This window comes from Pseudomonas sp. WP18 (assembly GCF_036689585.1).
Taxonomy (GTDB): Bacteria; Pseudomonadota; Gammaproteobacteria; order Pseudomonadales; family Pseudomonadaceae; genus Aquipseudomonas; species Aquipseudomonas chlororaphis_E.
Genome location: NZ_CP144758.1, coordinates 4,282,260 through 4,302,484, shown reverse-complemented (window position 1 = coordinate 4,302,484; position 20,225 = coordinate 4,282,260). Strand labels below are relative to the sequence as shown.

Annotated in this window: 13 protein-coding genes; 7 read left to right on the top strand and 6 right to left on the bottom strand. The window is 63.4% G+C overall.

Going from position 1 to position 20,225, the window contains the following annotated elements:
* The first annotated feature begins 50 nt into the window (after positions 1-50).
* Positions 51-1,001 (top strand): alpha/beta hydrolase, encoded by a 951-nt coding sequence (locus V5F23_RS18935; RefSeq protein WP_338496059.1) that lies wholly within the window; start codon positions 51-53, stop codon positions 999-1,001.
* A gap of 389 nt (positions 1,002-1,390) precedes the next feature.
* Here the strand turns inward: V5F23_RS18935 and dacB are convergent, their stop codons facing one another.
* Entirely contained in the window at positions 1,391-2,857 is a 1,467-nt protein-coding gene (gene dacB, locus V5F23_RS18930) for a D-alanyl-D-alanine carboxypeptidase/D-alanyl-D-alanine-endopeptidase (RefSeq protein WP_042728049.1), read from the bottom strand.
* 232 nt (positions 2,858-3,089) lie between these two features.
* On the opposite strand from dacB, the gene V5F23_RS18925 reads away from it, so the two are divergent.
* Positions 3,090-3,434 (top strand): YggL family protein, encoded by a 345-nt coding sequence (locus tag V5F23_RS18925; RefSeq protein ID WP_042728048.1) that lies wholly within the window; start codon positions 3,090-3,092, stop codon positions 3,432-3,434.
* A 159-nt stretch (positions 3,435-3,593) separates the two neighbouring features.
* On the opposite strand, the gene V5F23_RS18920 is transcribed toward V5F23_RS18925, so the two are convergent.
* Positions 3,594-4,784: a benzoate/H(+) symporter BenE family transporter gene (locus tag V5F23_RS18920; RefSeq protein ID WP_042728047.1), complete on the bottom strand. Its 1,191-nt coding sequence runs from the start codon at positions 4,782-4,784 to the stop codon at positions 3,594-3,596.
* Positions 4,785-5,056: 272 nt separating this feature from the next.
* On the opposite strand from V5F23_RS18920, the gene V5F23_RS18915 reads away from it, so the two are divergent.
* The gene (locus V5F23_RS18915; RefSeq protein ID WP_042728046.1) at positions 5,057-5,821 is read left to right on the top strand and encodes a GntR family transcriptional regulator; all 765 of its coding nucleotides are present in this window, start codon (positions 5,057-5,059) and stop codon (positions 5,819-5,821) included.
* A 138-nt stretch (positions 5,822-5,959) separates the two neighbouring features.
* Here V5F23_RS18915 and guaD read toward each other — a convergent pair whose 3' ends face one another.
* The 4 genes from guaD to xdhA form a co-directional block, all read right to left on the bottom strand.
* Entirely contained in the window at positions 5,960-7,264 is a 1,305-nt protein-coding gene (guaD, locus tag V5F23_RS18910) for a guanine deaminase (protein ID WP_042728045.1), read from the bottom strand.
* A 21-nt stretch (positions 7,265-7,285) separates the two neighbouring features.
* Positions 7,286-8,128: a xanthine dehydrogenase accessory protein XdhC gene (gene xdhC / locus V5F23_RS18905; RefSeq protein WP_042728053.1), complete on the bottom strand. Its 843-nt coding sequence runs from the start codon at positions 8,126-8,128 to the stop codon at positions 7,286-7,288.
* A gap of 123 nt (positions 8,129-8,251) precedes the next feature.
* Positions 8,252-10,651 carry a xanthine dehydrogenase molybdopterin binding subunit gene (gene xdhB, locus V5F23_RS18900; RefSeq protein ID WP_338496055.1) on the bottom strand — a complete coding sequence of 800 codons (2,400 nt, stop codon included), beginning with the start codon at positions 10,649-10,651 and terminating at the stop codon, positions 8,252-8,254.
* Complete coding sequence (gene xdhA, locus V5F23_RS18895) at positions 10,644-12,098, bottom strand: xanthine dehydrogenase small subunit (protein ID WP_042728043.1); 1,455 nt, start codon at positions 12,096-12,098, stop codon at positions 10,644-10,646. The genes xdhB and xdhA overlap by 8 nt, the downstream gene beginning before the upstream one ends.
* A gap of 264 nt (positions 12,099-12,362) precedes the next feature.
* On the opposite strand from xdhA, the gene V5F23_RS18890 reads away from it, so the two are divergent.
* The 4 genes from V5F23_RS18890 (at position 12,363) to ligA (ending at position 20,116) form a co-directional block, all read left to right on the top strand.
* Complete coding sequence (locus V5F23_RS18890) at positions 12,363-13,022, top strand: GntR family transcriptional regulator (RefSeq protein ID WP_042728042.1); 660 nt, start codon at positions 12,363-12,365, stop codon at positions 13,020-13,022.
* 1 nt (position 13,023) lies between these two features.
* Complete coding sequence (gene smc / locus V5F23_RS18885; RefSeq protein WP_338496053.1) at positions 13,024-16,512, top strand: chromosome segregation protein SMC; 3,489 nt, start codon at positions 13,024-13,026, stop codon at positions 16,510-16,512.
* A gap of 248 nt (positions 16,513-16,760) precedes the next feature.
* Positions 16,761-17,606, top strand: a complete 846-nt coding sequence (zipA, locus tag V5F23_RS18880) for a cell division protein ZipA (RefSeq protein ID WP_042728040.1) — start codon at positions 16,761-16,763, stop codon at positions 17,604-17,606.
* Between the two features lie 152 nt (positions 17,607-17,758).
* The gene (gene ligA / locus V5F23_RS18875) at positions 17,759-20,116 is read left to right on the top strand and encodes an NAD-dependent DNA ligase LigA (protein ID WP_338496050.1); all 2,358 of its coding nucleotides are present in this window, start codon (positions 17,759-17,761) and stop codon (positions 20,114-20,116) included.
* Positions 20,117-20,225: the final 109 nt, after the last annotated feature.

Here is a 20,225-nt window from a genome sequence, read left to right as displayed (position 1 = left end):
ACCTGTAGCCGGCCGGGCGTTGTGCCCGGTCGGCGTGGAGAGTGTGCTCAATGTCGTTGAACCCTGATATCGCTGCATTCCTGGAACTGGTGGGCAATGGCCGCGCCAGTGGCAAACGCGTGCCCATGCACCAGATGAGCCCGGACCAGGCCCGTGAACAATTCGATCAGTCGTCGCAGTTGATGGATGCCGGTGGCGAGGCACTGGAGGTGGTCGAGCCCCTGCACATTGCAACCCGCGACGGTGCCCGGCTGGCAGCCCGGCTGTACAGCCGGCGCTCGCTGGAGCAAGGGCTGGTCCGACCGGCGCTGCTGTATTTCCATGGGGGCGGCTATGTGGTCGGCAGCCTCGATTCCCATGATTCACTGTGCCGCAACCTGGCGGCGATGGCCGACTGCGTGGTGGTGTCGGTGGCTTATCGACGGGCGCCGGAGTTTCGTTTTCCCACCGCCGTCGAGGATGCCATGGACGCCTGGACGTGGCTGGTGGCCGAATCGGACAGGCTCGGCATCGATACCCGGCGCCTGGCCGTGGGCGGCGACAGCGTCGGCGGCAGCCTGGCCACGGTGCTGGCGACGCAGCCGCTGGACACCGCGCCGCTGTTGCAGGTGCTGATCTATCCGGTGACGGATGCCAGCCGCAGCAGGCCGTCCATCGAGCGTTACGGTGAAGGTCATTTGCTGGAAAAGGCATCATTGGAATGGTTCTACAACCATTACCAACGCGACACCACCGACCGCCACGACCCGCGCTTCTCACCGCTGCTGGGCGAGATCCCGCCGAACCTGCCGCCGGTGCTGCTGATCCTCGCCGAATGCGACCCTCTGCATGACGAAGGCGTGGCGTATGCGCAGCACCTGCAACAGGCCGGGGTGGCGGTTGAACTCAAGGTGTATGCCGGCATGACCCATGACTTCATCCGCATGGGCGCCATCGTCGACGACGCCGAAGAGGCTCAGCAACACATCGCCCAACGATTGAGGGCAGTGTTTGCTCACTGATAAACATCACCTGAACAGACAGACCGCTTTCGCGAGCAAGCCCGCTCCCACAATTAAATGGGGGATGTCCATAAAACCTGCGCCTGGCAAAGATCCCTGTGGGAGCGGGCTTGCCCGCGAAGGCGCCCGCCCAGCCAACATCATCGGTCCAGACAGGCCGCTTTCGCGAGCAAGCCCGCTCCCACCATTAAATGGGGGATGTCCATAAAACCTGCGCCTGGCAAAGGTCCCTGTGGGAGCGGGCTTGCCCGCGAAGGCGCCGGCCCAGCCAACATCATCGGTGCAGGCAGACCGGTTTCGCGAGCAAGCCCGCCCCCACCATTGGATTGGGGTGAGTTCCGAGTTTTGTTGCCCCCGGCGACCCATTGGCAGCCGGGGGCGGTCCCCGGTCAGAGTACCGAGGCGGTCTGTGGCAGTTTCGGTTGGCGGTACAGGTCCAGCAGGACCTGGTCCAGTACGGACGAAGCGCCCCAGGGTTTGGGGTCGTTAAGGATGGCGACCACGGCCCAGGTGTTGCCGTTGATGTCACGGCTGAAGCCGGCAATGGCGCGGACGGTGTTCAGGGTGCCGGTCTTGACGTGGGCTTCGCCGGCCATGGCGGTGGTCTTGAGGCGCTTGCGCATGGTGCCGTCGGTGCCGGCGATTGGCATCGAGCTGATGTACTCGGCGGCATAAGGGCTGCGCCAGGCGGCTTGCAGCATCGCCGCCATTTCCCGGGCGCTGACACGTTCGGCGCGGGACAGGCCGGAGCCGTTCTCCATCACCAGGTGTGGCGCGGTGATGCCTTTCTTGGCCAGCCACTGGCGCACGACCCGCTGCGCGGCCTTGGCGTCGTCACCGTCGGCTTCGTTGCGAAACTGCGCGCCGAGGCTCAGGAACAACTGCTGGGCCATGGTGTTGTTACTGTATTTGTTGATGTCGCGGATGATTTCCGCGAGGTCCGGCGAGAAGGCCCGGGCCAGCAGTTTTGCACCGCTCGGAGTCGCGGCGAGGCGATCCTTGCCCTGGATGCTGCCGCCCAGTTCCTTCCAGATGGCTCGCACGGCGCCAGCGGTGTAGGTGGCGTGGTCCAGCAGCGACAGGTAGGTCTGGGAGCTGCACCCCTCGCCGAGCTGGCCGCCGACGGTCACGGTCACGCTGCCGTCCGCCTGGGGCACCGGGTTGTAGCGCACGCCGCCGGTGCATTGCTTGCCGTTGACGGCCTTGACCTGGTTGTCGATGCGAATGCTGGCGATCGGCGGTTCCACCGACACCAGCACCCGGCCGGCGTCATTGCGGGCGACGAAACGCAGGGCCTTGAGGTTGACCAGCAGGGCGTCGGGCTTGACCAGGAACGGTTTGTTCTCGTCGTTGCCGTCGTCGTTGAACTCCGGCAGTTGCGGCTGGATGAAGAAACCGCGGTCCAGCACCAGGTCGCCGGTGACCTGCTGCACGCCATTGGCCCGCAGGTCGCGCATCAGCAGCCAGAGTTTTTCCATGTTCAGCTTGGGATCGCCGCCGCCCTTGAGGTACAGGTTGCCGTTGAGGATCCCGCTGTTGAGGGTGCCGTCGGTGTAGAACTCGGTTTTCCACTGATGATTGGGGCCGAGCATCTCCAGGGCCGCGTAGGTGGTCACCAGTTTCATGGTGGACGCCGGGTTGACCGAGACGTCGGCGTTATAGACGGTCGGGGTGCCGGGGCCGTTGAGCGGCACCATCACCAGGGACAAGGCGTTGTCTTGCAGTTTGCTGGTCTTGAGGGCCTTCTGCACGTTGGGTGACAAGGCGGTGTTGATCGTGGCGGCGCTGGTGGAAACAGGGAGGGCCAGGGGAAGAAGAAGGCTGGCCAGAAGCAATGGACGCAAAGATTTGATCATTTGAAATAAAACCCTACAGGCGAGGGGGAAAAGACGAGGACATGAAAATGAACGCCCTCAACGGTCATGAAAGTGTCGGCATTATGCCCCAAGCTGCAACGGCTTGGCCCGTACCCTGGCCCTTCGCGACGCTATTTTTTACCGACGGTAGGTCGATCCCCCCGAACAGTCGGGCAATTGATGCACCAAACTGGTAAAGTGCCGGCCGTTATTACTTAAGAGGATTGTTCCAATGGCGACTAACCGTTCCCAGCGTCTGCGCAAAAAACTGTGCGTGGATGAATTTCAAGAGCTGGGTTTCGAATTGAACCTGGATTTCAAAGAAGATCTGGCCGACGAGGCTATTGACGCTTTCCTCGACGCTTTCTTGAAACAAGCCATGGAAGCCAATGGCCTGGGCTACGTGGGCGGCGACGACTACGGTCTGGTTTGCCTGCAGAAGCGTGGCTCGGTTTCCGAAGAGCAGCGTGCGGCCGTCGAGGCCTGGCTCAAGGCGCGTCCTGAGCTGACCAGCGTTGAAGTCAGCCCGCTGATGGACGTGTGGTACCCGGAAAAGCCGATCAACGCCAAGGCGTGATGATCTGAGCCGGCAACCCTTCGGGGTGCCGGCTTTTTTGTGCCTGCTTATCGGGTGATTGCCAGGCCGCCTTCGCGAGCAAACCCGCGCCCACAGGGGCATGCGAACGACACAAATCCAATGTGGGAGCGAGCTTGCTCGCGAAGCTTTCAGAGGCAATCAGGCCTTGCGCCAATTGAGGATCAGCAAGGTCAACACCCCCGCCACGATCCCCCAGAACGCCGACCCGATGGAAAACAGCGTCAACCCCGACGCGGTGACCATGAACGTCACCAGCGCCGCTTCCCGTTCCCGGGCTTCGCTCATGGCGATGGTCAAGCCATTGATGATCGAGCCGAACAATGCCAGGGCCGCGATGGACAGCACCAGTTCCTTGGGCAACGCCGCGAACAACGCCGCCAGCGTGGCGCCGAACACCCCGGCAATGCCGTAGAAAATCCCGCACCAGAGCGCCGCCGTGTAGCGCTTGTCGCGATCCTCGTGGGCGTGCGGGCCGGTGCAGATGGCGGCGCTGATGGCTGCCAGGTTGATGCCGTGGGAGCCGAACGGTGCCAACAGCAGCGAGGCAATGCCGGTGCTGGTGATCAGCGGCGAGGCTGGAACGTTGTAGCCGTCGGCCCGCAGCACGGCGATGCCGGGCATGTTCTGCGAGGTCATCGCCACGACGAACAGGGGGATGCCGATGCTGATGGTGGCGGCCAGGGAGAAGTGCGGCGTGGTCCAGACCGGTGTCGCGACTTCCAGGGTAAACCCGCTGAAATCCAGCAGCCCGAGCAGGCCGGACAACGCCGTGCCCACCAGCAGCGCGGCCAGCACCGCGTAGCGCGGCGACAGGCGCTTGACGATCAGGTAAGTGAAGAACATCCCCAGGACCAGGCCGGTGCGATGCTGGGTGGCGACGAAGATCTCGCTGCCGATCTTGAACAGGATGCCTGCGAGCAGGGCTGCCGCCAGGGACGCCGGGATGCGCCTGACCAGGCGCTCGAAACTGCCGGTCAGGCCGCAGATCGTCACCAGCACCGCGCAGGTGATGTAGGCACCGATGGCCTCGCCGTAGCTCACGCCGCCCAGGCTGGTGATCAACAGCGCCGCGCCGGGTGTCGACCAGGCAATGGTGATCGGCGTGCGATAGCGCAGCGAAAGGCCGATGGTGCACACGGCCATGCCGATGGAAATCGCCCAGATCCACGATGAAATCTGCCCGCTGGTCAACCCTGCTGCCTGCCCGGCCTGGAACATCAGCACCAGGGAGCTGGTGTAGCCGGTCATCATGGCAATGAACCCGGCGACGACGGCCGATGGCGATGTGTCGGCGAGCGGACGAAGTGGCGTAGTCGTGACTTCGGTCATGGCGGGCGATGATCCTTGTTATAAATTTGGCAAAGCCAGGAACAACCCTGTGGCGAGGGAGCAAGCGCCCTCGCCACAGGGTTGCGGTTTAAGCCTAAACTCAACCCCGTGAGCGATTGCAATACAGCCAGGCCCGCAAACAGCCGTACAGTCGTGTTGCCATCAGAGGTTGTGTACAATCGAGGTGTTTTTTACGCGATACTTGCCAGCGACCGGCTGTGCCGTATTACAGTCACGGTCAATTCGCCGCAGTTCTCCCGACTCGAGTGCCCATGAACGAACAGTTGCAGCCCCTCAAGAAACAACCGCGAGCCGGTAAGGCCGGTCGCAGCGGTACCCAGGACGATATCGTCTACGCGCATATCTTCGAGGCCATCCTCGAACAACGCTTGGCGCCCGGTACAAAGCTGAGCGAAGAGGCACTGGGGGAGATTTTCGGGGTCAGCCGCACGATCATTCGTCGGGCGTTGTCGCGCCTGGCCCATGAAGGGGTGGTGCTGCTGCGGCCCAACCGCGGCGCCGTGGTCGCCAGCCCGAGTGTCGAGGAGGCTCGCCAGGTGTTCATGGCCCGGCGCCTGGTGGAGCGGGCTATCACCGAACTGGCGGTGCAGCATGCCACCGCCGAGCAGCTTGCCGAGCTGCGGCAGATGGTCAACGACGAGCGCGACAGTTTTTCCCGGGGCGACCGTGGCGCCGGCATCCGCCTGTCGGGCGAATTCCACCTCAAGCTGGCCGAAGCGGCAAAGAATGCGCCGTTGATCAGCTTCCAGCGCAGCCTGGTGTCCCAGACCTCGCTGATCATTGCCCAGTACGAAAGCGGCAACCGTTCCCACTGCTCCTATGACGAGCACACCCAGTTGATCGACGCCATCGAGGCGCGCGACGCGACGCTGGCGGTGGACCTGATGATGCACCACATGGACCACATCGACAGCAAGCTCAACCTCGACGAAGAAAGCGCCTCGGACGACCTGCACGCGGTGTTCTCGCACCTGTTGCAGAGCAAGAAGCCAGGACGGTCGACGGCCAAGCTCTGATTGAGTTGAGTCAGCGGCACCGAGTTCCCCCCTTCGCGAGCAAGCCCGCTCCCGCATTCGACCGTGTTGTCATGACATACGCGGATCAAATGTGGGAGCGGGCTTGCTCGCGAAAGCGGTGTAACAGGCGAAGGAAATCTACCGCTGATGCACCAATTTACCGGCCGCGTAAGTCTGCATCACCGTCCGGTCATCCCCCAGGGTCATCAGCACGAACAACCGCTCGGCAATGTCGTTGGCCTGTTTCAGGCGATAGCCCAGCAGTGGCGTCGCGTTGTAGTCCAGTACCAGGAAATCCGCATCGGTGCCCGGCTGCAAGGTCCCGATCCGCTCTTCCAGGCGCAGTGCCCTGGCGCCGCCGAGTGTCGCCAGGTACAGCGACTTGAACGGGCTCAACCGCGCACCCTGCAACTGCATCACCTTGTAAGCTTCGTTCAGCGTGTGCAGCAGTGAAAAACTGGTGCCACCCCCCACGTCGGTGCCCAGGCCGACGTTCACCTTGTGCTTCTCGGCCATGGGCAGGTTGAACAGGCCGCTGCCCAGGAAGAAGTTCGACGTCGGGCAGAAGGCGATGGCCGAACCGGTTTCGGCCAGGCGTGCGCATTCGTCGTCGCACAGATGCACGCCGTGGGCGAACACCGAGCGCTCGCCCAGCAGTTGGTAGTGGTCGTAGACGTCCAGGTAACCCTTGCGCTCGGGAAACAGCGCCTTGACCCATTGCACTTCCTGCAGGTTTTCACTGATGTGGGTCTGCATGTACAGGTCGGGGTACTCGCTCAGCAACTGCCCGGCCAGCGTCAATTGTTCCGGGGTGCTGGTGGGGGCGAAGCGGGGCGTCACGGCGTAGTGCAGGCGGCCCTTGCCGTGCCAGCGCTCGATCAACGCCTTGCTCTCGGTGTAGCTGGATTCGGCGGTGTCGGTCAGGTAATCCGGGGCGTTGCGGTCCATCATCACTTTGCCGGCGATCATCCGCAGGTCCAGCTTCTGGGCCACTTCGAAGAAGGCATTCACCGACTGTGGGTGCACGCTGCCGAACACCAGCGCCGTAGTGGTGCCATTGCGCAGCAGTTCCTTGACGAAAAGATCGGCCACGGCCGCGGCATGGGCCGGGTCGGCGAACTGGCTTTCGCAGGGGAAGGTGTAGGTGTTGAGCCAGTCCAGCAATTGCTCGCCATAGGCGCCCACCATGCCGGTTTGCGGCAGGTGGATGTGGGTGTCGATGAAGCCGGGGGTGATCAGCGCGTCGGGGTAATGGTTGATCTCGATGTCCGCGGCCAGGGTCGGCAACAGGTCATGGGCGTGGCCGATGGCGCTGATCTGGCCGTTTTCCACCACCAGCAGGCCGTCTTCGAAATACTCATAGGAGGCTTCGATCCCTACTTCGGCCGGGTCGGCGAGGCTGTGGAGCAGGGCGGCGCGGTAGGCTTTGCGTGTCAGGGGCATGAAAGGTTTCTCAATGAAGAATCAACGGTTGGCCTGGCTGCGGCGCGAGGCCGGCAGCAGCTTGGCGATCGGTTCGGCGCGCGCGGTGTGCTGGCCGAAGTCGGCGTTATAGGTGGCGATGATTTCGCCGGCGATGGAGATGGCGATTTCCACAGGCAGCTTGCCTTTGACTTCGCCGATGCCCATCGGGCAACGTAGGCGTTGCAAGGTGCCGCTGTCGAAGCCGCGATCGCGCAGGCGATGTTCGAACTTGACCCGCTTGGTCTTCGAACCGATCAGGCCGAAGTAGGCGAAGTCGTTGCGCTTGAGGATCGCGGCGCTCAGTTCCAGGTCGAGCGCGTGGTTGTGGGTCATGACGATGCAGTAGCTGCCGGCGGGCAGTTCGTCGACTTCATCCAGTGGCTCTTCGGTGACGATCTTGCGTACGCCGTGGGGCAAGTGTTCGGGGAATTCCGCCTCCCGCGAATCGATCCAGCGCACCTTGCAGGGCAGGCTCGCCAGCAACGGCACCAGGGCGCGGCCGACATGGCCGGCACCGAACACGGCAATCTGCGCCTGCACCTGGCCCATGGGTTCGAACAGCAGCACCGTTACGCCACCGCAGCACTGGCCGAGGCTGGCGCCGAGGCTGAAGCGTTCCAGGTGGGTAGCCTGCTGGCCGCTGGCAAGCATCTGCCGGGCGATTTCCATGGCCTTGTATTCCAGGTGCCCGCCGCCAATGGTGTCGAACGTCTGGCTGGCGCTGATGACCATCTTCGAACCGGCGTTGCGCGGCGTGGAGCCGAGCTCTTCGATGATGGTCACCAGCACGCAGGGTTCGCCGCGGGTTTGCAGGTCGGCGAGGGCGCTGATCCAGTTGTACATGTTCACCTCGACATCTTTGTTGTCTGTTCGGCGGCCTTCGCGAGCAAGCCCGCTCCCACAGGGTATTTGTGAACACCGACCCAATGTGGGAGCGAGCTTGCTCGCGATCGGCCGCGCCGCGGTCTAGAGCGAAGCCACTTCGACTTCAGCTTCCTCAGCCTTGACCGCCTTCAACCCACGCATCTGCTCGCAACCCCACAACACCCGTTCCGGTGTCGCCGGCGCGTCGATCTTCGGCTGGTGCCGGTAATCCCCCAGGCTCGCCACGGCGTCCTTGATGGCGCACCAGGCGGCGATGCCGAGCATGAACGGCGGCTCGCCCACGGCCTTGGAGTGGAATACAGTGTCTTCGGGGTTCTTGCGGTTTTCTACCAGCTTGACCCGCAAATCGAGCGGCATGTCGGCCACGGCGGGGATCTTGTAGCTGGCCGGACCGTTGGTCATCAGCTTGCCCTTGTCGTTCCACACCAGCTCTTCCATGGTCAGCCAACCCATGCCCTGGATGAAGCCGCCTTCGACCTGGCCAATGTCGATGGCCGGGTTCAGCGAGGCACCGACGTCGTGGAGGATGTCGGTGCGCAGCATCTTGTATTCGCCGGTGAGGGTGTCGACGATCACCTCGGCGCACGCCGCGCCATAGGCGTAGTAGTAGAACGGCCGGCCACGGGCCTGGCTGCGGTCGTAGTAGATTTTCGGGGTCTTGTAGAAGCCGGTGCTCGACAGCGAGACCTGGGCGAAATAGGCCTGTTGGACCAACGCCTCGAAGGTCAGGATGTGATCGCGCACCCGCACATGGCCGTTGTGGAAGACCACGTCTTCCTCGCTGACCTTGTACTGCCGCGCGGCGAACTCCACCAGGCGCCGCTTGATGATCTCGGCGGCATTCTGCGCCGCCTTGCCGTTGAGGTCGGCACCACTGGAGGCGGCGGTGGGCGAGGTGTTGGGGACCTTGTCGGTGTTGGTCGCGGTGATCTGTACCCGGTCCATTTCCACCTGGAACACTTCGGCCACCACTTGCGCGACCTTGGTGTTCAGGCCCTGGCCCATTTCGGTGCCGCCGTGGTTCAGGTGGATGCTGCCGTCGGTGTAGACGTGGATCAGGGCACCGGCCTGGTTGAGGAAGCTGGCGGTGAACGAAATACCGAACTTCACCGGCGTCAACGCCAGGCCCTTTTTCAGGATCGGGCTGTTGGCGTTGTAGCGCCGCACCGCTTCGCGGCGTTCGGCGTACTGGCTGCTTTCTTCCAGTTCGCGGGTCATTTCCTCGAGCATGTTGTGCTCGACGGTCTGGTAGTAGTGGGTGACGTTGCGCTCGGTCTTGCCGTAGTAGTTGGCCTTGCGCACGGCCAGTGGGTCGAGCGCCAGGTGCCGGGCGATGGCGTCCATGACTTCTTCGATGGCCACCATGCCTTGGGGACCGCCGAAGCCGCGGTAGGCGGTGTTCGAGGCGGTGTTGGTCTTGCAGCGATGGCCGTTGATGGTCGCGTCGCCCAGGTAATAGGCGTTGTCGGCATGGAACATCGCCCGGTCGACAATCGAGGCCGACAGGTCCGGCGAGCAGCCGCAGTTGCCGGCCAGTTCCAGGGCGATGCCGTGCAGGCGCCCGGTGCTGTCGAAGCCCACGTCGTATTCGATGTAGAACGGGTGGCGCTTGCCGGTCATCAGCATGTCTTCGACCCGCGGCAGGCGCATCTTGGTCGGCTGCCCGGTGAGGTGGGCGATCACCGCGCACAGGCAGGCCGGGCTGGCGGCCTGGGTTTCCTTGCCGCCGAAGCCGCCGCCCATGCGGCGCATGTCCACCACCACCTTGTTCATCGACACGCCCAGCACTTCGGCCACCAGCTTCTGCACTTCGGTGGGGTTCTGGGTGGAGCAGTAGACGATCATGCCGCCGTCTTCGGTGGGCATCACCGAGGAGATCTGGGTTTCCAGGTAGAAGTGTTCTTGCCCGCCGATGTGCAACGAGCCCTGGATGCGATGTTCGGCGCTCGCCAGTGCGCCGGCCGAGTCACCGCGCTGATGGGTGTGGCTGTCGAGCACGAAGTGGCGCTTGCGCAATGCTTGGACCACGTCCAGCACCGGTTCCAGGTCTTCATATTCGACGATGGCCGCCATGGCTGCCTTGCGTGCGGTTTCCAGATCCCGGGCAGCGACGGCCAGCACCGGCTGGCCGACGAATTGCACATCGTCGATCGCCAGCAGCGGGTCGCCAGGCAGCAACGGGCCGATGTCCTTGAGGCCCGGGATGTCTTCGTGGGTGATGGCGATGCGCACGCCTTCGAAGGCATAGCAAGGCGTGGTGTCGATGCGCAGGATCCGTGCATGGGCACGGTCCGAGAGGCGCGCGTAGACGTGCAACTGGTTGGGGAATTCGAGGCGGTCGTCGATGTACTGCGCCTCGCCGGACACATGCTTGGCGGCGCTGTCGTGCTTGACGCTGCGGCCTACACCGGTGCTCAGGTCGCGGGCGAACAGCTCGGCCAGCTCGGCTTGGGTCTTCTCTACGGCGTGGTGGTTAGACATAAGCGGTCACCCGAGTCTCGATGTGCGGCGTTTGCAGTTCGATGAAGTACTTGCGCAGCAGGTTGCGGGCGCTGAGCAGGCGGTATTCCTTGCTGGCGCGAAAGTCCGACAGAGGCGTGAAGTCCTCAGCCAGGGCCGCGCAGGCGCGTTCGACGGTGCTGTCGTTCCACGGCGCACCGATCAGCACGGCTTCGCAATGGGTGGCGCGCTTGGGGGTCGCGGCCATGCCGCCGAAGGCCACGCGGGCATCGCGGACCACGCCGTTGTCGATGCGCAGGTTGAACGCCGCGCAAACGGCGGAAATATCGTCGTCCAGGCGCTTGGACACCTTGTAGGCGCGGAACGCCTGCTCGGCGCTGGCCCGGGGCACGATGATCTTCTCGATGAACTCGCTTTCCTGGCGGGCGGTCACTCGGTAGTCGATGAAGTAGTCTTCCAGCGCCAGGGTGCGGCGGGTCTGGCCCTTGCACAGGACGATCTGCGCGCCGAGGGCGATCAGCAGGGGCGGCGAGTCGCCGATCGGCGAAGCGTTGCCAATGTTGCCGCCCAAGGTGCCCTGGTTGCGGATCTGCAAGGAGGCGAAGCGTTGCAGCAGGTCGCCAAAGTCCGGGTATTCGGCCTTCAGGGCTTCGTAGCAGTCGGACAGCGCGGTGGCGGCGCCGATCTCCAGGCGATCGTCGAAACGCTCGACGCGCTTGAGTTCGGCGACGTTGCCGACGTAGATCATCACCGGCAGGGTGCGGTGGAACTGGGTGACTTCCAACGCCAGGTCCGTGCCGCCCGCCAGCAGGCGCGCCTGGGGGTAGGCGTCATAGAGGTCGGCCAGGTCGGCCACGGTCAGGGGCACCAGGCAGCGCTTGTCGCCGCTGTTGAGTTCGCCGGTTTCGGTGGGGGCGATGGCTTTGAGGCGGGCGATGGTCTGGTCCTGGCGAGCGTCGAACTGATCCGGCTGGCTGGCGCAGCAGGCCTGTTCGGCGGCGGCCAGAATCGGCCGGTAGCCGGTGCAGCGACACAGATTGCCGGCGAGGGCTTCATGGGCCTTGTGGGCGTCGGGTTGGGCGCTGTTCTTCTGCAGGGCGAACAGCGACATGACAAAGCCCGGCGTGCAGAAGCCGCATTGCGAGCCATGGCAATCGACCATCGCTTGCTGGACGCTGTGCAACTGGCCCTGGTGCTTGAGGTCTTCGACGCTGATCAGCTGTTTGCCATGCAGGGACGAGACGAACGTCAGGCATGAGTTGAGGCTGCGATAGCGCAGGCCTTCGCGGCCGTTCTCGTCGGTGTGCAGTTCGCCCACCACCACGGTGCACGCGCCACAGTCGCCGCTGGCGCAGCCTTCCTTGGTACCGGATTTGCCGAGGTGCTCGCGCAGGTAATTGAGCACGGTCAGGTTCGGGTCCAGGGCATGCTCGCTACGGAGCTCCTGGTTGAGTAAAAACTGGATCACGGAAGGCCTCGCAGACTCATTATTGTTGTATCGACGTGGGCCGAATTTAGCAGGTCTGACTTTTCGGTCAATGATTTTCTGACTTAAAGGTCAGGAAAATTCGGTTTGTCGATTTACAACGGGGTGAATTGAGTATTGACCCTCGGGCCATACCCTGCTTTTTTGCTTATATCGTGCCAAAACCCGGTACAGGCCCTGCGCCATGACGTAGTGAGTGCGCTACACTGCGCCGCTTGTGCAAATCGAAGAGTTTGAAGGAAAACCATGACGTTCAAGGCCCCGGACAGCCTCGCCGAGCAAATCGCCCATCATCTCGCCGAGCGCATCATTCGCGGTGAAATGAAACCGGGAGAGCGCATCCAGGAGCAGAAGGTCACCCTGGCGCTCAATGTCAGCCGTGGGTCGGTCCGCGAGGCCTTGTTGATCCTGGAGCGGCGCCACCTAGTGGCGATCCTGCCGCGCCGTGGCGCCCACGTCACCGAACTCACTGAACACAAGGTGCGCAGCCTGTGCACGCTGATGAGCGAGCTGTACATCCTGCTGGGCAATGCCGTGGCCCATGGCTGGCAGCAACCGGCCGACATGGCGCCGTTCGTGGCGATCCAGCAGCGCCTGACGGACGCCTTCCAGCGCCAGGACATCCGCACCTTCGTCGATGAAAGCTTCAGCGTGATGCGCGCGGCGTACCCCTTTGCCAACAACCCGTACCTACAGGAAACCGTCGAGAACCTGCAACCGGCCATGAGCCGTGCCTATTTCCTGGCGCTGGACCAGCGCAAGGCCGAAATGAGCGAGTTCCTCGATTTGTTCCAGCGCCTGCTCGTCGCCGTGCTGGCCCGTGATTTGCCGCAGATCCGCATCGTGCTGACGGCCTACGCCCAGCGCAGTTGCGACCTGGTGGTTTCTGCCCTGACGGCGGCCTGACGTGCGACTCAAGTGCATCAAGCTGGCGGGGTTCAAGTCCTTCGTCGACCCGACGACGGTGAACTTCCCCAGTAACATGGCGGCGGTGGTCGGGCCCAATGGTTGCGGCAAGTCGAACATCATCGACGCCGTGCGCTGGGTGATGGGCGAGAGCTCGGCCAAGAACCTGCGCGGCGAGTCGATGACCGACGTCATCTTCAACGGCTCCACCAGCCGAAAGCCGGTCAGCCAGGCCAGCATCGAACTGGTGTTCGATAACTCCGACAGCACCCTGGTGGGCGAGTATGCGGCCTACGCGGAGATTTCCATTCGCCGCAAGGTCACGCGCGACAGCCAGAACAGTTACTTCCTGAACGGTGCCAAGTGTCGGCGCCGGGACATCACTGACATTTTCTTGGGGACCGGCTTGGGCCCGCGCAGCTACTCGATCATCGAGCAGGGCATGATCTCCAAGCTGATCGAGGCTAAGCCTGAAGACCTGCGCAACTTCATCGAAGAAGCCGCCGGTATTTCCAAATACAAGGAACGACGCCGGGAAACGGAAAACCGTATCCGCCGCACCCATGAAAACCTCGCCCGCCTGACCGACCTGCGCGAAGAGCTCGAACGGCAGCTCGAACGCTTGCACCGTCAGGCCGAGGCGGCCAAGAAGTACCAGGAATACAAGGGCGAGGAGCGTCAGCTCAAGGCCCAGCTCTCGGCCCTGCGCTGGCAGGCGTTGAACGAACAGGTCGGCCAGCGTGAGGCGGTCATCGGCAACCAGGAGGTCAGCTTCGAAGCGCTGGTGGCCGAGCAGCGCAACGCCGACGCGGCCATCGAACGGCTGCGGGACGGGCACCATGACCTGTCCGAGCGCTTCAATCTGGTGCAAGGACGCTTCTATTCCGTGGGCGGCGACATCGCTCGGGTCGAACAGAGTATCCAGCATGGCCAGCAGCGGCTGCGCCAGTTGCAGGATGACTTGAAGGAAGCCGAACGCGCGCGCCTGGAAACCGAGTCCCACCTGGGTCATGACCGCACGCTGCTGCTGACCCTTGGCGAAGAGCTGGAACGGCTCACGCCAGAGCAGGAAATCACCAGTGCCGCCGCCGAAGAAGCCGCCGCGGCCCTGGAAGAAGCCGAAGTGACCATGCATGGCTGGCAGGAACAATGGGACAGCTTCAACCTGACTTCGGCCGAGCCACGCCGCCAGGCCGAGGTCCAGCAGTCACGCATCCAACAGTTGGAAACCAGCATGGAGCGCCTGGCCGAGCGCCAGCGCCGTTTGGCCGAAGAGCGCGCGTTGCTGGCGGCGGACCCGGAAGACGCGGCGATCCTGGACCTGAGCGAGCAACTGGCGACCAGTGAAGCCACCCTCGAAGACTTGCAGGCCAGCGAGGACGCCCAGGTCGAGCGCCTGGAGCAGTTGCGCCAGGCCTTGCAGGCGGCTTTGCACAACCAGCAGCAGGCCCAGGGCGAATTGCAGCGGCTCAATGGCCGTCTTGCCTCGCTGGAAGCCTTGCAGCAGGCCGCGCTGGACCCGGGCACGGGCACAGCCGAATGGCTGCGCGACCAGCACCTGGCCGAGCGGCCGCGCCTGGCCGAGGGCCTGAAGGTCGATGCCGGTTGGGAACTGGCGGTGGAGACCGTGCTGGGTGCCGATTTGCAAGCGGTGTTGGTGGACGATTTCGGCGGCTTCGACCTGTCGGGCTTCAGCCAGGGCGATTTGCGCCTGCTCAGCCCGGCGGGCGACGGGGTGCGCGTGCCCGGCAGCTTGCTGGACAAAGTCGAGGCCCAGGTCGACCTGTCGCCCTGGCTGGGCCAGGTCAAGCCGGTGGAGAGCCTCGAACAGGCGTTGGCGCTGCGAGGGCAACTGGCGCCGGGCGAGAGCCTGATCAGCCGCGACGGCTACTGGGTTGGCCGGCACTTTCTACGGGTGCGCCGGGCCAGCGAAGCCGAGAGCGGGATGCTCGCCCGGGGCCAGGAAATCCAGCGCCTGGGTGCCGAGCGTGAAGAGCGCGAGACAAGCGTCGAAGCCCTGGAAAGCGAATTGCAGAACCTGCGGGCGCAGCAGCGTCAGCAGGAGAACGGCCGCGAACACCTGCGACGGCTGTTGCAGGACGAAGCTCGCCAGCAGGGCGAACTGAAGGCTCAGTTGTCAGCCGGCAAGGCCAAGGTCGAACAACTGGCGCTGCGCCGCACGCGGCTTGAGGAAGAGATCGCCGAGCTGGGTGAGCAGCGGGCGCTGGAGCATGAACAGATCGGCGAGGCGCGCCTGCAATTGCAGGAAGCCCTCGACGCCATGGCCCAGGACACCGAGCAGCGCGAGTTGCTGCTGGCCCAGCGCGACAGCCTGCGTGAGCGCCTGGACCGGGTGCGCCAAGAGGCGCGGCAGCACAAGGATCACGCCCATCAACTGGCCGTGCGCCTGGGTTCGCTCAAGGCGCAGTACGATTCCACGCGCCAGGCGCTGGAACGCCTGGAAATGCAGTCCGAGCGCCTGACCGAAAAACGCGAGCAGTTGAGTCTCAACCTGGAGGAGGGCGAGGCGCCGCTGGAAGAATTGCGCCTCAAGCTCGAAGAGTTGCTCGACAAGCGCATGACCGTCGACGAAGAACTCAAGACCGCGCAGATCGCCCTGGAAGACGCCGACCGCGAGCTGCGTGACGCCGAGAAGCGCCGCAGCCAGGCCGAGCAGCAATCCCAGTTGATCCGCACCCAGATGGAACAGCAACGCCTGGAATGGCAAGCCCTGACCGTGCGCCGCAAGGCCCTGCAGGACCAGTTGCTGGAGGATGGCTACGACCTCGACGGCGTGCTCGCTACCCTGGTGGCCGGCGCGAACGAGAAGGACGCCGAGGAAGAGCTCGAACGCATCGCCCAGCGCATCCAGCGCCTGGGCGCCATCAACCTGGCGGCCATCGACGAATACCAGCAGCAGTCCGAACGCAAACGCTACCTCGATGCGCAGAACGATGACCTGGTGGAAGCGCTGGAGACCCTGGAAAACGTCATCCGCAAGATCGACAAGGAAACCCGCAACCGCTTCAAGGATACCTTTGATCAGATCAACGGCGGTTTGCAGGCCCTTTTCCCAAAAGTTTTCGGTGGCGGCAGCGCGTACTTGGAACTGACGGGCGAAGATTTACTCGATACAGGGGTGACAATCATGGCGCGTCCTCCTGGCAAGAAGAACAGCACCATCCATTTGCTCTCCGGCGGCGAGAAGGCGTTGACCGCCCTGGCCCTGGTTTTTGCCATTTTCAAACTGAATCCGGCGCCGTTCTGCATGCTCGACGAAGTCGATGCACCCCTGGATGACGCTAACGTGGGCCGTTACGCACGGCTGGTGAAGGAAATGTCCGAAACGGTGCAGTTCATCTACATCACCCACAACAAGATCGCCATGGAAATGGCCGACCAGTTGATGGGCGTGACCATGCACGAGCCAGGTTGCTCGCGGCTGGTGGCAGTGGATGTGGAGGAGGCCATGGCAATGGTGGATGCGTGAAGGGTGGGCCTGTAGGGCATCTACTTGGAGCGCTGTAGGTATTTTTTACCCTGACGCCTTCACAGATTGGCACAAGGCCATGCGACAGACGGTGTAAAGTTATCTTTGGTCGTGCTAGTTTAATGTCAATTTTTCGTATGCGTGGGCAAAAGGCCATTCAGAACATAGAGTTGGCGCCACGTTTTAAAGCGGTTTGCAAATAGCTAAGCCCCTTATTTTTCAGCATTTTTATAGAGGCACGGGATTACATGGAAATCGGTCTGCGCGAGTGGCTGATCGTCATCGGCATCATTGTCATTGCCGGTATTCTTTTCGACGGCTGGCGCCGCATGCGCGGTGGCAAAGGGAAACTGAAGTTTCGCCTGGACCGCAGCCTGTCGAACCTGCCGGATGACGATGGCAACGCCGAACTGCTGGGCCCGCCCCGAGTGCTCGACACGCATAAAGAGCCACAGCTCGATGAGCACGACCTGCCGTCGATGAGCGCCCCGGTGCGCGAGCCCCGGGAGTCTGGCTCCAAGCGCGGCAAGCGCAACAGCGAGCCATCCCAGGGCGACCTGAACCTCAACCTGGACCTGGACGGCGGCCCGAGCCTGAACAGCCGTGACGACGACTTCCCGGACGAGAACAGGACATCGAACGCCGACAAGGATCAGGCCCAGGCCGAGGAAGTGCTGGTGATCAGCGTGATCTGCCGCGACCCGGCCGGCTTCAAGGGCCCGGCGCTGTTGCAGAACATCCTGGAAAGCGGCCTGCGTTTTGGCGAGATGGACATTTTCCATCGGCACGAGAGCATGGCCGGCAACGGCGAGGTGCTGTTCTCCATGGCCAACGCCGTCAAGCCGGGTGTATTCGACCTGGACGACATCGACCATTTCAGCACGCCGGCGGTGAGTTTCTTCCTCGGCCTGCCGGGCCCGCGTCATCCCAAGCAGGCCTTCGATGTGATGGTGGCCGCAGCCCGCAAGCTGTCCCAGGAGCTCAATGGCGAACTGAAGGATGACCAGCGCAGCGTGCTGACCGCCCAGACCATCGAGCACTACCGCCAGCGCATCGTCGAGTTCGAGCGTCGGGCGTTGACCCAGAAGCGCTGAAGTCATCAGAGACGTGTAGCTGAGGGACTTTTGTGGCGAGGGGATAGATCCCCTCGCCACAGGTTCTGTATGGGTAGGTTCGGGTGCGAACTGCCGACGATTTTAAAAGATTGAGCAGCCTAGGCTGCTCTTTTGCTTTATGAGAGAACACTATGAAAGCCGCTGAAACCCGCATCCTAGAGCTGCGCACCGAACTGGATCAGCACAATTACCGCTACCACGTCCTCGATGAGCCGAGTATTCCGGACGCCGAGTACGACCGCCTGTTCCACGAGCTCAAGGCCCTGGAAGAGCAACACCCGGAGCTGGTGACCAGCGACTCCCCGACCCAGCGGGTGGGCAGCGTGGCGCTGTCGGCGTTCAGCCAGGTGCGGCACGAGATCCCGATGCTCAGCCTGGGCAACGCCTTCGACGAAACCACGATGCGCGAATTCGACCGCCGGGTGACCGAAGGCCTCGATTTGCCGATGGGCGATCTGCTGGGTAGCGGGGCGGCGGTGGAGTACAGCTGCGAACCCAAGCTCGATGGTCTGGCGGTCAGTCTGTTGTACCAGGATGGCGTGCTGGTGCGCGGTGCCACGCGCGGTGATGGCACCACCGGCGAAGACATCAGCGTCAATGTGCGCACCGTGCGCAACATCCCGCTCAAGTTGCAGGGCAGCGGCTGGCCGCCGGTGCTGGAGGTGCGTGGCGAGGTGTACATGTCCAAGGCCGGCTTCGAGCGCCTCAATGCCTCGCAGCTGGAGGTGGGTGGCAAGACCTTCGCCAACCCGCGCAACGCGGCGGCGGGCAGCTTGCGACAACTGGACTCGAAGATCACTGCCAACCGTCCCCTGGAATTCTGCTGCTACGGCATTGGCCAGGTCAGTCGCGACATCGCCGACACGCACATCGGCAATCTCAAGCAGCTCAAGGCCTGGGGCATGCCCATCAGCCGCGAGCTGAAGCTGGCCCATGGCATCGATGAATGCCTGGATTACTACCGCGACATCGGCGAGCGGCGCAACGCACTGCCCTACGAGATCGACGGCGTGGTGTTCAAGGTCAACAGCATTGCCTCCCAGCGCGAACTCGGTTTTCGCGCCCGTGAGCCACGTTGGGCGATCGCCCATAAATTCCCGGCCAGTGAAGAGCTCACCGAACTGCTGGACGTCGAGTTCCAGGTCGGTCGCACCGGCGCGGTCACGCCCGTGGCCCGGCTCAAGCCGGTGAAAGTAGCTGGCGTGACCGTGGCCAACGCCACGCTGCACAACATGGACGAAGTGGCGCGGCTGGGCCTGATGATCGGCGACACGGTGATCATCCGTCGCGCCGGTGACGTGATCCCGCAGGTGGTGCAAGTCGTCACCGAGCGGCGTCCGGAACATGCCCGCCCGGTGGAAATCCCCCAGCAGTGTCCGGTGTGCGGGTCCCATGTGGAGCGCACGCAACTGATCAAGCGCAGCAAAGGCCGTGAGACCATCAGCGAAGGCGCGGTGTACCGCTGCGTGGGTCGCCTGGCGTGCGGGGCGCAGCTCAAGCAGGCGATCATCCATTTCGTCTCGCGCCGGGCCATGGACATCGAAGGCCTGGGCGAGAAGAGCGTCGAGCAGTTGGTGGATGAAGGCCTGGTGGGGTCGCCGGCGGATTTGTATGCGCTGACGTTCGAGCAGGTGGTCGATCTGGAAGGCTTCGCCGAGCTGTCGAGCAAGAACCTGCTGGCGGCGATTGCCGACAGCAAGAAACCGAGCCTGGCGCGTTTCGTCTACGCGCTGGGCATCCCGGACGTGGGCGAGGAAACCGCCAAGGTACTGGCGCGCTCCCTCGGCTCCCTGGAACGCGTCCAGGCGGCCTTGCCGCAAGTGCTCACCTACCTGCCGGACATCGGCCTGGAAGTGGCCCACGAGATCCACAGCTTCTTCGAAGACCCGCACAACCGCCAGGTGATCAAGGACCTGCTGCGCCATGGCCTGGACATCCAGGATCAGGGCGAGCTGGGCGCCGAGTTCTCTGCCAGTACCACCCTCGGTGGCTTCCTCGACAAGTTGCACGTGCCGTCGGTCGGGCCGGGCGGGGCGCAGAAACTGGCGGATAAGTTCGGTTCGCTCGAAGCAGTCATGGACGCCGACTGGCTGGACATGCGCCAGGCGTTGCCGGAAAAACAGGCCAACGCCGTGCGCGAGTTTTTCGCCATCGCCGAGAATCGCCAGCAAGCGCAGGCCGCCGAGCAGCAGTTGCGCGATTTCGGCATGCATTGGCAGAGCGAGAAGAAAGTCGTCGAAGGGTTGCCCGAGGCGGGTCACACCTGGGTGTTGACCGGTTCGCTGGAACTGATGAGTCGCGACGTCGCCAAGGAGAAGCTGGAGGGGCTGGGGGCCAAGGTCGCCGGTTCCGTGTCGGCGAAGACCTATTGTGTCGTGGCCGGGCCGGGCGCGGGTTCGAAGTTGACCAAGGCCAATGAGCTGGGGCTCAAGGTGCTGGATGAAGAAGCGTTTGTCGCGTTTCTTGGCCAGCATGGCATCACGGTCTAGCTGGCAGCGACCGGGGTGGCTGCGCCACCCAGCGGGAGCGAGCTTCCTCGCCACGGGAACGATCGGGGGATGTGGATGATCTAGTCTTGCAGACTCCCGGGAGAGATCG